Annotated in this window: 12 protein-coding genes; 6 read left to right on the top strand and 6 right to left on the bottom strand. The window is 60.7% G+C overall.

The genetic code is table 11. The features are described 5' to 3' along the window. Positions 1-32: 32 nt before the first annotated feature. The 3 genes from VJR90_01720 to VJR90_01710 all read left to right on the top strand — a co-directional run bounded on the left by VJR90_01720 (position 33) and on the right by VJR90_01710 (position 1,371). On the top strand, positions 33-443 hold the full coding sequence (locus VJR90_01720) for a hypothetical protein (GenBank protein ID HKV96194.1): 411 nt from the start codon (positions 33-35) through the stop codon (positions 441-443). A gap of 17 nt (positions 444-460) precedes the next feature. Continuing rightward, entirely contained in the window at positions 461-823 is a 363-nt protein-coding gene (locus VJR90_01715; GenBank protein ID HKV96193.1) for a hypothetical protein, read from the top strand. A 116-nt stretch (positions 824-939) separates the two neighbouring features. After that, entirely contained in the window at positions 940-1,371 is a 432-nt protein-coding gene (locus VJR90_01710) for a CBS domain-containing protein (protein HKV96192.1), read from the top strand. Between the two features lie 561 nt (positions 1,372-1,932). On the opposite strand, the gene VJR90_01705 is transcribed toward VJR90_01710, so the two are convergent. Beyond that, positions 1,933-2,943, bottom strand: coding sequence for a ParB/RepB/Spo0J family partition protein (locus tag VJR90_01705; GenBank protein ID HKV96191.1), 1,011 nt, complete (start codon positions 2,941-2,943; stop codon positions 1,933-1,935). Between the two features lie 290 nt (positions 2,944-3,233). Between VJR90_01705 and VJR90_01700 the strand changes: the two genes are divergently transcribed. Next, positions 3,234-5,348: an EAL domain-containing protein gene (locus tag VJR90_01700; protein HKV96190.1), complete on the top strand. Its 2,115-nt coding sequence runs from the start codon at positions 3,234-3,236 to the stop codon at positions 5,346-5,348. A 39-nt stretch (positions 5,349-5,387) separates the two neighbouring features. Next, positions 5,388-7,517: an EAL domain-containing protein gene (locus VJR90_01695; GenBank protein ID HKV96189.1), complete on the top strand. Its 2,130-nt coding sequence runs from the start codon at positions 5,388-5,390 to the stop codon at positions 7,515-7,517. Between the two features lie 361 nt (positions 7,518-7,878). On the opposite strand, the gene VJR90_01690 is transcribed toward VJR90_01695, so the two are convergent. The 3 genes from VJR90_01690 to VJR90_01680 all read right to left on the bottom strand — a co-directional run bounded on the left by VJR90_01690 (position 7,879) and on the right by VJR90_01680 (position 9,906). Then, positions 7,879-9,096, bottom strand: a complete 1,218-nt coding sequence (locus tag VJR90_01690; GenBank protein HKV96188.1) for a hypothetical protein — start codon at positions 9,094-9,096, stop codon at positions 7,879-7,881. A 150-nt stretch (positions 9,097-9,246) separates the two neighbouring features. Then, a complete protein-coding gene (locus VJR90_01685; GenBank protein HKV96187.1) occupies positions 9,247-9,411 on the bottom strand; it encodes a hypothetical protein in 165 nt (54 codons plus the stop codon). 156 nt (positions 9,412-9,567) lie between these two features. Beyond that, entirely contained in the window at positions 9,568-9,906 is a 339-nt protein-coding gene (locus VJR90_01680) for a hypothetical protein (protein ID HKV96186.1), read from the bottom strand. Between VJR90_01680 and VJR90_01675 the strand changes: the two genes are divergently transcribed. Beyond that, positions 9,905-11,191 carry an MFS transporter gene (locus VJR90_01675; protein HKV96185.1) on the top strand — a complete coding sequence of 429 codons (1,287 nt, stop codon included), beginning with the start codon at positions 9,905-9,907 and terminating at the stop codon, positions 11,189-11,191. The genes VJR90_01680 and VJR90_01675 overlap by 2 nt on opposite strands. Before the next feature lie 22 nt (positions 11,192-11,213). On the opposite strand, the gene VJR90_01670 is transcribed toward VJR90_01675, so the two are convergent. After that, positions 11,214-12,803 carry a choline dehydrogenase gene (locus tag VJR90_01670; GenBank protein HKV96184.1) on the bottom strand — a complete coding sequence of 530 codons (1,590 nt, stop codon included), beginning with the start codon at positions 12,801-12,803 and terminating at the stop codon, positions 11,214-11,216. Next, positions 12,782-13,078, bottom strand: a complete 297-nt coding sequence (locus tag VJR90_01665) for a GIY-YIG nuclease family protein (GenBank protein HKV96183.1) — start codon at positions 13,076-13,078, stop codon at positions 12,782-12,784. The genes VJR90_01670 and VJR90_01665 overlap by 22 nt, the downstream gene beginning before the upstream one ends. Between the last annotated feature and the right edge of the window lie 15 nt (positions 13,079-13,093).

Below are 13,093 nucleotides of genomic sequence, written 5' to 3'. Positions count from 1 at the left end.
GTCGCGCAAGCAAACTCACCGGACACACCGCCATGGCCACCGAAGCCAAAGACCTCGACATCCAGATGTCACCCGAACAGCTTTATCAGGAAGAGGTATTCACCGACCGCAACATCGGCACCATTCAGCGGCTCACGCCGATTACGCGCGATGGCGGTCCCGATCAGACACGGCCGGTGATTTACAGCGGTCAGACCCAGGTGCTCACGCCGCTCGGTACATTGCCCATCAGCTTCGACATCGAAGCCAAGTCGCTGAAGGAAGCAGCGGAGAAATTCGGCAATGGGGCCAAGGCCGCCATCGAGCAGACCATGAAGCGCCTGGAAGAAATGCGTCGCGAGGCGGCTTCTTCGATCGTGTTGCCCGGCGCGGGCAATGGTGGCTTGGGCGGGCTCGGGGGAAAAGGCGGTCTGCCCGGCGGCGGCAAGATCAAGCTGCCGTAATTGAGCAAGCGGTTGCCGTGAAAAGCGCCCCGAAGCGCAAAGCAAAACGGCCGGCCACAAGCGCCGGCGACGCGGACCTGACCGCACTCGTCAAGGCATTCAAGCAAAATCGCGACGTCACCTACGGCGGCAAGGGTTTCGGTTCTACCGCCCTGAAGGTGAACGGCAGGATTTTTGCCATGCTGTCTTCTAAAGGGCGGTTCGTGGTCAAACTGTCCGGTGAGCGCGTGGATGAGCTGGTGCAATCCGGCAAAGGTGAGTATTTCGAACCTGCGCGCGGCCGGCTCATGAAGGAATGGTTGGTGGTGAAGCTCCCTAAATCCGCTTGGCTCAAATTGGCCAGGGAAGCCCACGAATTCGTGCGGCGCGGCGCTGTGTGAGAATCCCGGTCCCACTGACTCCCGCGTGACAGCCAGTGGCGGCTGGGGTGTTTGGGCGCTGCGCCGTGCAGCCCCAATTGGACTAAACTTTTTACCGGGTCAGGGAGGGCAAAATCATGTTCGTATCGCAAGTATTGCAGAACAAGCCGGTCCACGAGGTGGTCACTTCCGGGGAAGACACTCGCGCCGCGGCCGCTGCGCAACTCATGACCGAGCGTGGCGTGGGCGCATTGGTGGTGCTCGGACGCGGCGGTGACATAGCCGGCATCGTCACCGAGCGCGACATCCTGCGGCGCTTCGCGCGCCACGGCGCTCAGCTCGGCGGCATGCGGCTCGCGGAAATCATGAGCACACCGGTCGAGACCGTGCACCCGGACGCGCGTATCGAGGATCTGTTGCAGCGCATGACCCTGAAACGCTTCCGCCACCTGCCGGTGGTGGACCGGGGCCGGCTGGTGGGCATCGTGTCCATCGGCGATTTGGTCAAAGCCATCCTGCAGGAAAAAACCGCGGAAGCGGAATCCCTGCGCCAGTACATCAATTCCTAAGAGCGTCTAACAAAATGTACGGTGGTCATCACCAGGCACACGTTAAATCCCCCCTCTTTCGGACTGCGCAACCCTGCTTCGTCCGAAAGTCCAGGGCAGCCCCGATCCCTTCGCCATCCTGCTCCGTGTTCGGGCCCAGGGCGCCCATCCATGGCCGCCCGCGCATCGCTTCGCGATGTGCCCCTGGCTGTCCGCTCGGGGCTTCGCCCCTCGCCCCCCCCTTTGCAAAGGGGGGCGCGCTTTACGCGCGGGGGGATTTGTCAGGAATGGTCATTTTGTTAGGTGCCCCAAGGAAACTCTGATCAATTCCGTTCGTGCTGAGCCTGTCGAAGTACGGACGGAATTGCGCCTTGAGATTCGGGGGGCTGCCGTTCACCCTTCGACTTCGCTCCGCTACGCTCAGGGCGAACGGGGTATGAACCAGAGGCTCCCTGAATCGGCGCAGCGATTGCTTCGCGGCGGCTGCAGTAGGAGCCTGCCCCAGCAGCGATTCCGTGATACAGGAATCGCGGCGAATATCGCCGCTCCCACAGAACTACATGTAGTCGCTCCCGCAATTTATTATTCTGAAGACAAGGCCGCGACGATGGCGAGATCGGATGGCTTTACCGACTCCACGTTGAAATCACGCGCCCCCGCCGCCATGCGCGTGAGCGCCGCGGCCAGTGGCATGGGCGGCTTCCTGTCATTCTTCTTCAATCGCACCCAGCGCACCGGATTGATACGTGCTACCACGTAGTTGCGTAGGTACGGCGACTTGAAGCCGCGCGCCTGCAATTTCGCCACGATCTTTTTGACCTGCGCATCAATCTGGCGCAAGCGCGCGGCATAATCCTGCCGCCGGGTAAGACTCGCCGTGAGCGTGTGCTCGTCGAAACGATCGAGTTTCTTCAGGAAAGAACTGTAGGCGCCGCCCGCGAAACGGCTGTCATCCTCGTAGAGAATTCCGAGAGTGAGAAATTCCGGCGCCTCGAACTCCGCCGCAAATTCCGTTTCCCTGGCGCGCGGCCGGCTCTTGGCGAGCGTGCGTGCCATGCGGATCACTTCCAGTGCACGGTCCTTCAGATTGTGGGCCTTCTCGGTGTTGAGCGCGAGAATGCGGAACGCAAGTGCCTCGTCCGGCGAAACCAGCGCAGTGATCTGTTTCAGCCCGAGCACTTTGACGGCAGCCAGGCGATGGCGACCGTTGGGTGTCCACAGTTTGCCGTCCGCACCGCGCACCACGATGATGGGATCGAGAAACGAACCGCTCTCTTCAATCTTCTGCGCCAGACGCTTGGTGTGCGTGGGTGAAAGATCGCGCTGGAATGGTGTGGGCGCGACCGCGGCAATGGGCAGCGTGGCGAGCAGCACCGGACGTCCCGAAAACGGTTCGCGGTATCCGCCGATGGCGGTACCGCCCAGGTGTTGTACTTGCGCAGTGAGCGGCGCCAACTCGACGGCATCCGTTGGCAGCACAATCTGCCCGGCATCCAGACCACGTTCCGCCCGGCGCACCGGCAGGCGTTTGGCTTTGGTCTTGCGGGAAGAAATGCGCTCGGTCAAAAGCGTTTTCTCCATCACGATGGCCATAACCTGCTCAGATATTTCCTGAGTCAGACAACATTTTGATATCCGCGACCCGTGGCAAATCGGCCGAAACGGCCAACGTCACCGGGCAGGCCCGCACCGGGCTTGAAGCGCGAGTCTAGCCGAAACGCCGATGCCTTCAATCCATTGCGTTGTGCCCGCGGGACCTGTCAACGGCCGCGCGCAGAGGCTGGCAGGGATACGGCTGTTAGCGTAGCATGCCAAGGCTTACAACTTCATATTCCATAGGTAGTTACAGGCGGAATATGCACCTGTTTATACCAGCAATCTGGATGGCGTCCGGTTTCACGCTGTTCGCGGGAACTTATTTCATCATCTCGGGTGTGTGGCGCCGCCGTGAACCCGGCTTTCTGGCGTTCGGATTGTTGTGCGTGTTAATTGCCTTGTGCATGGTGGTGACAGCTGCGTTCTATGCAATGCAATCCATTGAAGCGGCTATGGTGCTGGCACACATCAAGATTGCCGTTCTGTGTCTGGCCTATCCCACCGCGATCTGGTTCCTGGCCGAGTTCACACAACTGCGCCATCGCAGATACTGGTTGATCGGTGCGTGGTTGTTATTCGGCACACTTTTTATAGCGGACCTCCTGCCGTTCCGCGGCCTGTGGTATTCCGCCATCACCGCCGGGGAACCGCTGGCATTGCCCTGGCATGAAATGCTGACCGGGTTTTCGGGAAACCCAGGGCCTTTTGCTTATCTTTATCACGCGGCCGTTTCCGCATTTTTCATCTGGGTGCTGTGGCGCTGCGTGCTTTTGTGGCGCCGGGATCAGGTGGCTAACGCCTGGCCCCTCACGCTGTACCTCATCATCCAGTCGGCCGCCATACTGCATGACCAGATCATCGCCCCGCTGAATCTGCACGGCCCGGCGTATTCGGATTTTGCCCTGTTGGCGCTGGTCCTGATCATGAGTTTTGCATTGCCGCGCGAGATGCAGGCACGCGCCCGCGCGCTGGATCGGAACGTGGACGCGCTGCAGACCGAAACCCTGCAGCGTCAGCGCGTCGAAGAGCACCTGCAGCACATGGCCTTCCATGATTTCCTCACGGACTTGCCGAACCGCCGGCTGCTGCACAAGGTCCTGCGCGGAGCGTTGACCCAGCATCGCCTCTCCGGGAAATTCGGCGCCATCGTGTTCCTGGACCTGGACCATTTCAAAACCATCAACGATTCCCTTGGTCATCACACCGGTGATGAGCTGCTGAAACTCGTCGCCACGCGCCTGCGCGGTACCCTGCCGGAGAGCCGCTTTGTCTGCCGGTTGGGAGGCGATGAGTTCGCCGTGGTGCTGGGCAACCTGGAAAAGACCCGGGATTTGGCGCGCACACGTGCTCTGCACGCGGCACACACCTTGACCGCAAGCCTGGCGCAACCGTTCAAAATCGGTCAACGCGAACTCACCATCGGCGCCAGCACCGGTGTCAGCGTGTTTCCGGACAGCAACGCCGACGAAAGCGGCATCCTGCGGCAGGCGGACATGGCACTCTACAGCGCCAAGGCCGCGGGCCGCAACACTTCCGCGGTGTTTGCCAGCCAGATGCAGGCCGAGGCCAGCCGGCGCATGGTGGTGGAAAAGGGGCTGCGCGTCGCACTCGAACGCCGTGAGCTCAAACTGTATTACCAGCCGCAGGTGGATGTCACGGGCAAATTGATCGGCGCCGAAGCCTTGCTGCGCTGGTTTCACCCGGACCTGGGTTTTATCGAGCCGCGGCATTTCGTGCCGGTGGCGGAAGAGACCGGCCTGATTCACGCCATCGGCGATTTTGTCCTGCACAACGTGTGCACGCAGATTCGCACCTGGGATGAAGATCGCATGCCGGCACCGGAGCGCCTGTCGCTGAATATCAGCCCCTGGCAACTGGCGACGCGCGGCTTCGCCGCCAAAGTGCAATCCGCGGCACAGTCAGCCGGGATCGAGCCGACGCGGCTGACCCTGGAAATCACCGAGCATGCCCTGCTGCAGGACATGGACGAAGTGGTGCATGCGATTCGGGAATTGAGCGCGTTGGGTGCGCGGTTTTCGATAGACGATTTCGGCTCCGGGTATTCGGCACTCGCCTCGATCAAGAAACTGCCGCTGCGGGAACTCAAGATTGACCGCCTGTTCATCAACGAGATGAATCTGGATCACAAGGACAATTTCATCGAGACCATCATCGCCATGGCGCGGACCATGAATCTGCTGGTAATCGCCGAAGGCGTGGAAAGCGAGGCGCAGCGCACCGCGCTGATGTCCATGGGTTGCCTGGGCTTTCAGGGTTATCTGATCAGTGCGCCGTTGTCGGTGCGTGAATTCGAGCATTGGCTGCTGGGCACTCGGCCACGGCCGCCCGCGACGTTGAACGTTCAGCAACAAAACGTAAAGATCGAAACCCGGGGCCGCTGACAACCGCGGCTAGCCGCAACCACAGGCGGGCGCAGCCCTATGCCATTGTTTTTGCCGATCGTGTGGATCATCGCCGGTTTCACGCTGGCCGCCGGCGTATGGTGCATCTCGGGAAACATCCGCGCCCAGCACACTGCATTTCTGTCGTTTGGCGTACTCGCCATATTGATCGCCGCCGATTTGGCGCTGACCGCAGAATACTACTCCCTCGATTCCTTGACATTGATGAAGATGGTATATGACCTGCGTAACATCCTCATTTGCATTATTTTCCCCGTGGCGGTCTGGTTCATCGGCACATACACCAGAGTGCGAAAGCTTTCATCTTGGGTAGCAACCTGCGGCGTTATTTATGCTGGTTTTCTTATCGCCTACCTGTGGTCGGGAGGTGACTGGTTTATCACTGATTGGGTGATGGAGCCATCGTTCGTATTCTTTGGTGAGAAGCTTTCCTGGGCGAATAATGCCGCCGGACCGCTTTTTGTGTATTTCAGTTCTACGCATGATGCAGTATTCGTGTGGGCGTTATGGCGCTGCGCGGCCATGTGGTACGCGGGCCTGAACTACAAAGCGCTTCCGCTCACCACCTATTTTTTGCTCCAGGCTGCCGCAGTGGTAAGCGACCAGCTTATGAGTACAAAGCATGAGCCATACATCCAACTCGGGCAATTCGCGTTCCTGGGTTTGGTGGTAATCATGGGCGTGTCGTTGATTCTTGAAACGCGGCGCCGGGAAGAAGCATTCTACAAAACCGTGGGCGCCCTGCAGGCGGAGACCGCGAAGCGCAAACGCTACGAGGCGCGGCTGAATTATCTTGCGACGCACGATCCCCTGACCGACCTGCCGAATAGGCGGCAATTGCGCACCATACTCGATACCACCCTGCAGCAATATCAGACCAGCGGCGATCTCGGCGCCATCGTGTTCCTGGACCTCGATCATTTCAAAACCATCAACGATTCGCTCGGCCACCAGGTCGGCGACAAGCTGTTGCGCCTGATTGCCGAACGCCTGCGCAACGCCTTGCCGGAAACACGCTGCGTCAGCCGCCTGGGCGGCGACGAATTCGCGGTGGTGATCGGAAATCTCGGGCGGGACCGCACTCAGGCCGAGGCCGCAGCCATGCGGGCCGCGGATACCTTGCGTGACAAGCTCGGCGAGCCTTTTGCCGTCAACGGTCAGCAGTTCTCGGTGGGTGGCAGCGTAGGAGTATCGGTATTCCCGGAAGCCCAAAGCAGCGACGAGCAGGCGGATGTCGGCGCCCTGTTCCGTCAGGCCGACATGGCCCTGTACCGCGCCAAGGCCACGGGGCGCAACCGCGCGGCGCTGTTTGCCACGCAGATGCAGCAGGATGCGCGCCTGCGCCTCGTGATCGAGGAAGGACTGCGCACGGTTCTGGATCGCGGCGAGCTTGAGCTTTACTTCCAGCCGCAGATGGATTTCCAGGGCCAACTGATTGGCGCCGAGGCCCTGTTGCGCTGGAACCACCCGCGCTACGGCTTGATCGAGCCGCAGCAATTCATTCCCGTGGCCGAGGAGACCGGATTGATTCACGACATCGGCGAGTTCGTGCTGACAAGCGCCTGCCGCTATCTGCGGGAATGGAACGGGGGTACCCTGGCCACGCCGCCGCGCTTAGCAATCAATGTCAGTCCCTGGCAGCTCGCAACACCGGGCTTCGCGCGCAAGGTAAAACGCAGCCTGGCGCGGAGCGGCATTGACCCGGCGTGTTTGACGCTTGAAATCACCGAGAGCGCGGTACTGCAGGATATCGCCGAAGTCACGCGGACCATCCTCGAACTGAGTGCCCTGGGCGTACGCTTCTCGATTGACGATTTCGGCTCGGGCTATGCGGCGCTGGCCTCGCTCAAAAAGCTGCCGCTGCATGAGCTCAAGATTGACCGCATGTTCGTGAGCGAAATGCGACTGGACTTGCCCGACCAGTTCATCCGCACCATCATCACCATGGCCGAGAATATGGGGCTGTACGTGATCGCGGAAGGCGTGGAAACCGAAGCGCAGCGCAGCGCACTGGTCCTGTTAGGCTGCCCGGGATTCCAGGGTTATCTCATCAGCAAGCCGATGAACGCACGCACATTCATGGACTGGCTGAGCAAAATGCCGGCAAACGGACCGTCTCAGCCGATTCCGGAGCTTCGCATCTCCTAAGGGCACCTAACAAAATGACCATTCCTGACAAATCCCCCCGCGTGCAAAGCGCGCCCCCCTTTTGCAAAGGGGGGCGAGGGGCGAAGCCCCGAGCGGGCAGCCAGGGGCACATCGCGAAGCGATGCGCGGGCGGCCATTGATGGGCGCCCCGGGCCCGAACACGGAGCAGGATGGCGAAAGGATCGGGGCTGCCCTGGACTTTCGGACGAAGCAGGGTGAGCGGCAACGCCGCGAACGCCCATACAGGATGTATGGGCTGGACTTTTGGCGAAGCAGGACTGCGCAGCCAACAAGCGAAGTTCGAAAGAGGGGAGATTTCAGACGTATTGAATTTTCATCTTCACACATTTCGTTAGACGCTCTAAGTGCCGCGCACCGTGTCCGTGACCGGCGACAGCAAGTTGAGCGATAACAATTGTTCGATGGTTTCCCTGTGTTCTTCCGGCATGTGGCGGGTTACCGCCACCGGTTCACGGCACGCGTCCAGCACCGCGAATACACTTTCGGGCACCGACAGAAATTCGTAGTTAAACTTATCGAGCAGCACGCGCTCGCCTTCGCGCACGATAAATCCGAAGCGCTCATGATTGAACACCAGCCGCTGCGCCACGACTTCATCGCCTTCGGAATCCATGGCCGTGCCCATGTTTTCCATGGTTTCGAGCGAAGTAGTAGCATCCAAATCAAGATACATTTGCATGTCCAGCCAGCCCAGCCATTGCGAAGGAGACTTTTTGAGATACGTGCCGAGCAACGCGTACAGCCGTTCGGTTGCGGATTGGCAATACGCATCCCGCTCGGTATCAGCTCCGCCCGGCTGGATCGGATCATGAAAAATCAGACGTCTCTCCACCGGGCCCGTGAATTCGCAGAAGACCGGCACGATCGGCAGTTTGAGGAAATGCGACAGAAAGGCAATCCCCCTGCGCGCATACATCGGTCGGCCGAGTAGCGGAACCTTGAGCATCTTGGCGTCTTTCCTGGCCGCGCCCTGCACGCCGGTATTGCCGTCTATGTAAGCCAGCAATGACCAGCCTGCTCTGGCCTTACGCGCCATCGTCAGCGCAGCCGTAGGCTCCTCGGCATTTACCACCACAAATTGGGGCGTACTATGGAAGTGCTTCTTGTATCCCTCGGTATGATCCATAAATATGGCTTTCTGAGCGGTGTAAATATGGTCTTCCACGGGGAGCAAATAGTTAAAGCTTCGACTCATCAGAAGCATATTAATCAGCCGATACGACCCAAAGTGGAACGTGCAGAATATGACCGGCGTGTTCTTGGCTGCAGCTAGCACCGAATGCGGGTCTTCAATATGAGTATTACCCAATAGAAATAACCCGTCCTCATCGAGTTCCGCCATGAGCCGGTGCAACAGGATCTCATCAATGATTTGTGGATGTGCCGCCATCGGGATATCCGGCAGCAGATGGTGCAGATTGGCGGAGGCGAATTCGCGGGTGTTGGCCTCTACCGTGTCGGCTTCGTGCTGACCGGCACCGTCCCGCGCCGGCGGCATAAGACGGTAAGGGCGCGGCAGGCGCGCAAGCGCATCGAGATATTCCTGCGCGTTTCGCATGAACGTCCTTTTGTCAGACGGGAGTAATACTGCATTCCAAGAATCGGGCCCGCCCGGACTTGCAGATTGTAAATCCGGACGGGCCCATAAGTCCCTGATTAAACGGCACTGATCAGTCGCCTATTTCCTTTGTAATTGCAGAGCTGAAGCTCAAGCTGTAGCCAAGGCATTGTTACAAGAATTAACTTTCATTATGAGCTTGTCCTTGGCGGGGCCGACCAGTTTCTGGATTCCCAGATCCCGATGAAGGACCGGCTTGCCGATCCTGAATGTGACACCCTGAGTCTTTTTTGCAGCGAAAAGATTGACGTTCATTGGTGAAACCTCCGAATTACCAATGATTTGACCTATCGCCGAATGATCCGGGCCTCCTGTGAGAGGTTGATATACACACGGTGTGGCCCTTACCACGCAGCGCACTGTAGGAGCTAGCTCCGTACATCGGGGGTTTTATACCACACGTCGGCGTATTTACGCCTTGATTGACTCAGTGAAATCCGCCGCCGAATTTATGTAACACCACAGCCACACGACAGTTTTGGTGCCAAAAGTTCGGAAGTTTTGGAACGGAAGACGCACGGTCAAACACGTTACAAAATAAGGAGCTGCTCCGCAGCCGCCCACAGGTAATTGTGCCGCCTGAATCCGGCGGCAACGACATACCGTGCAAACCTGTTGCGGCGATATAATGGCGCCGGCCATTACATAACGGCACGCCAGCATCCACGCCCCAGAGAACTCCGCCAGCTTGCCCAGCATGACGACCGCGCCTTCTGCGCCGGACTGTGCCAGGCTGATTGGACCCTCCATGCACGAAATCGCCTCGCACCCATCGCCGGCAGTGGCTGAGCCCGCGGCCGACCAGTTGATTCAGCCCAAACGCGTCACGCGCTACGACGTGCTCGGCGCCATCAGCTTCTCGCACCTGCTGAACGACATGATGCAGTCGCTGATTGTGGCGATCTACCCGCTGCTCAAAGGCGATTTCCACCTGAGCTTTCTGCAGGTCGGGCTGATTACCCTGACGTTTCAATTGACCGCCTCACTGCTGCAGCCGGTGGTCGGAGTGATCACCGACAAACGCCCGATGCCCTATTCATTGCCGGTCGGCATGTGCTTCACGCTGAGCGGGCTGGTGCTGCTCGCGGTGGCGCCCAGCTTTGCGATCCTGCTGATCGCGGTGGCGCTCATCGGCAGCGGCTCTTCGGTGTTCCACCCCGAGTCCTCGCGCGTGGCGCGCATGGCGTCGGGCGGTCGCTTTGGTCTGGCGCAATCGGTGTTCCAGATCGGCGGCAACTTCGGCGCCTCCCTCGGTCCGCTGCTGGCGGCCTGGGTGGTATTGCGCCACGGCCGCGGCGAGGTCGCGTGGTTCGCGCTCGCTGCGTTGCTTGCGATCGTCGTGCTCATCCAGGTCGGCGGCTGGTATCGGCGCCACATCGCAGAACGCATACCACACAGGATCAGAGCGGCCGGATCGCGCTACCCGCGCAAGCTGGTTGCCCGCACGCTGGCGGTGCTGATGGTGCTGATTTTCTCCAAGTTCTTTTATCTGGCGAGCATCAGCAGCTACTACGAGTTTTACCTGATCCACCATTTCGGTACGTCAGTGCGCGATGCACAGTACCACCTGTTCGTGTTCCTGGCTGCGGTAGCGGCCGGCACGCTGATCGGCGGACCGCTCGGCGATCGCATCGGCCGCAAGGCGGTGATCTGGGTGTCCATTCTGGGCGTGGCGCCCTTCACGCTGCTGTTGCCGCACGTGGACCTGCTGTGGACCGGCGTATTGAGCGTGGTGATCGGCGTGATTCTCGCCTCGGCATTCCCCGCGATCATCGTGTACGCGCAGGACATGATGCCGCACCGCATCGGCGTGGTATCCGGACTGTTCTATGGACTGGCCTTCGGCATGGGCGGCATCGGCGCCGCGATACTCGGGGCGCTGGCCGACAAATTCAGTATCGTCTTTGTCTATCAGGTGTGTGCGTTCCTGCCGCTGCTCGGAATATTCGCCGTGTTCCTGCCGAACGTCCGTCCGCCGGGTTTCAAGCAGGCAACCGTGCCTATCCCCGCACAGTCGCCTGCGCATACAGACTGACCCGAACCCCTCTACGCGCTGTTTACGCGCGGCGCAATAAATCCGCAGCCTTCTCGGCAATCATCATGGTGGGCGCCTGGGTGTTGCCGCCGATGAGCGTCGGCATGACCGAGGCATCCACAACCCGCAAACCCTCAACGCCGCGCACGCGCAGCTCCGCATCCACTACTGCGCTTCTGTCGCTACCCATGCGGCTGGTGCCCGCCGGGTGATAAATAGTCTCGGCGCGCGCACGAATGGCGGCACGGATGTCCTCGTCGGAATGCACATCCGCGGTAAACAGTTCGCGGCGACGGTAGGGTTTGAACGCCGGCGCATCGAGAATGCGACGCGCCAGCCGGAAGCCGCGCACCAGCACGTCCAAATCGCGTGCATCGCTCAGGTAGGCAGGATCAATCGCGGGCGCCGCTTCGGGATCGGCACTCACGAGCCGCACGCGCCCGCGGCTTGCCGGACGCAGTACGCACACGTGCAGCGAATAGCCGTGGAACAGGTGACGCAACGTGCGACCGTGGTTGTGAACGATGGCCACGCAGAAATGCAGTTGCACGTCCGGCTTCTCCAGCGCGGGATCGGTCTTGAGGAAGCCGCCCGCTTCGGCCACGTTCGTGGCCAACATGCCGCGACGCTCGCGACGGTAACGGCCGAATTCGCGCAACAGGTGCGCAATTCCACCCGGTGAGAAGCCGATGAGATCCGGACTCTTCGCCCGCTGGATCAGCGTGTAGTCAAGATGATCCTGGAGATTTTCGCCCATGCCCGGCAGGTGCTGCACCAGGGCGATGCCATAGCGCCTGAGCGCCTCGCCGTCGCCGATGCCCGAGAGCATCAATAACTGTGGCGACTGGAAAGTGCCGGCGCACACGATGATTTCCGCCGTCGCGGCAACCGTTTTTACCCGTCCGCCGCGGCGGAATTCTACGGCGTGTGCGCGCCGACCTTCGAACAGCACACGCCGCGCACGCGCCCCGGTAAGCACACACAGGTTTGGGCGCGAAAACTGCGGCTCGAGATAGGCCCGCGCGGCACTCCAGCGCTCGCCCTGGCGCTGCGTTACCTGATACACCCCCACGCCTTCCTGCCGTGCGCCGTTGAAATCCTCGGTCAACGGAAACCCCGCCTGCTGCGCCGCTTCCAGAAACACCGTGTGCATCGGATTGTCCGTGAACGCATCGCTCACCGGCAGCGGTCCGTCGGCGCCGTGGTACGCGTTACTCCAGCGTGCGTTGGCTTCGGCGCGCTTGAAGTACGGCAGCACCTCGCTCCAGGACCAGCCGCGATTTCCGGCCGCGGCCCACGCGTCATAATCGGAGGGGTGGCCGCGCGTGTAGATCATGGCATTGATGGCGCTCGAGCCGCCCAAGACGCGCCCGCGCGGCTGATACAGCCGCCGGCCGTTCAGCTCTTTTTGCGGAACCGTCTTGAATCCCCAATTGATGAGCGGCGTCGGCACGCTCAACACCATGCCGAAGGGCACGCGCACCAGCCAGTTGCGGCCTTCGCCACCCGCTTCCAGCAGGCACACGCGCACAGCCGGGTCCTCGGACAGCCGGCTCGCCAGCACGCAGCCCGCCGCGCCACCACCCACGATCACGTAATCGAACTGGTCCACGTGCTCCCGATCCCCACCACGGCCGCCCAGCGCAGTTTCTGCGCGTGGCGCAGTTTCCGGACGGCCGCCTCCAGCCGGAGCGCCGCTGCCCTGGATGCGACATGCACCGCGGCCACGAGCCTCACCGGTGGATGCGCACGCGTGAAACGCGCGCCTTTCTTCCCCGCGCGATGCTCACGCAGGCGCCGTGCAACATCGGTGGTGATGCCGGCGTACAACCGTCCGCCGCGGCATTCAAGCAAATAAACGTACCAGTGATGCGCCGCGGCACTCATAACGCTCTCGCCAGG

This window comes from Gammaproteobacteria bacterium, assembly GCA_035279405.1.
In the GTDB taxonomy this organism is placed as follows: Bacteria; Pseudomonadota; Gammaproteobacteria; order Natronospirales; family REEB76; genus REEB76.
The sequence above is the reverse complement of the archived record's forward strand: the minus strand, read 5'-3'. Positions and strand labels throughout refer to the sequence as shown.

What these genes read in the sequence shown, in the direction of transcription:
- VJR90_01720 (HKV96194.1), top strand. Translation starts at nt 33, where the DNA reads ATGGCCACCGAAGCCAAAGACCTCGACATCCAGATGTCACCCGAACAG.
- VJR90_01710 (HKV96192.1), top strand. Translation starts at nt 940, where the DNA reads ATGTTCGTATCGCAAGTATTGCAGAACAAGCCGGTCCACGAGGTGGTC.
- VJR90_01705 (HKV96191.1), bottom strand. Translation starts at nt 2,943, where the DNA reads ATGGCCATCGTGATGGAGAAAACGCTTTTGACCGAGCGCATTTCTTCC.
- VJR90_01700 (HKV96190.1), top strand. Translation starts at nt 3,234, where the DNA reads ATGGCGTCCGGTTTCACGCTGTTCGCGGGAACTTATTTCATCATCTCG.
- VJR90_01695 (HKV96189.1), top strand. Translation starts at nt 5,388, where the DNA reads ATGCCATTGTTTTTGCCGATCGTGTGGATCATCGCCGGTTTCACGCTG.
- VJR90_01690 (HKV96188.1), bottom strand. Translation starts at nt 9,096, where the DNA reads ATGCGAAACGCGCAGGAATATCTCGATGCGCTTGCGCGCCTGCCGCGC.
- VJR90_01685 (HKV96187.1), bottom strand. Translation starts at nt 9,411, where the DNA reads ATGAACGTCAATCTTTTCGCTGCAAAAAAGACTCAGGGTGTCACATTC.
- VJR90_01675 (HKV96185.1), top strand. Translation starts at nt 9,905, where the DNA reads ATGCACGAAATCGCCTCGCACCCATCGCCGGCAGTGGCTGAGCCCGCG.
- VJR90_01680 (HKV96186.1), bottom strand. Translation starts at nt 9,906, where the DNA reads ATGGAGGGTCCAATCAGCCTGGCACAGTCCGGCGCAGAAGGCGCGGTC.
- VJR90_01665 (HKV96183.1), bottom strand. Translation starts at nt 13,078, where the DNA reads ATGAGTGCCGCGGCGCATCACTGGTACGTTTATTTGCTTGAATGCCGC.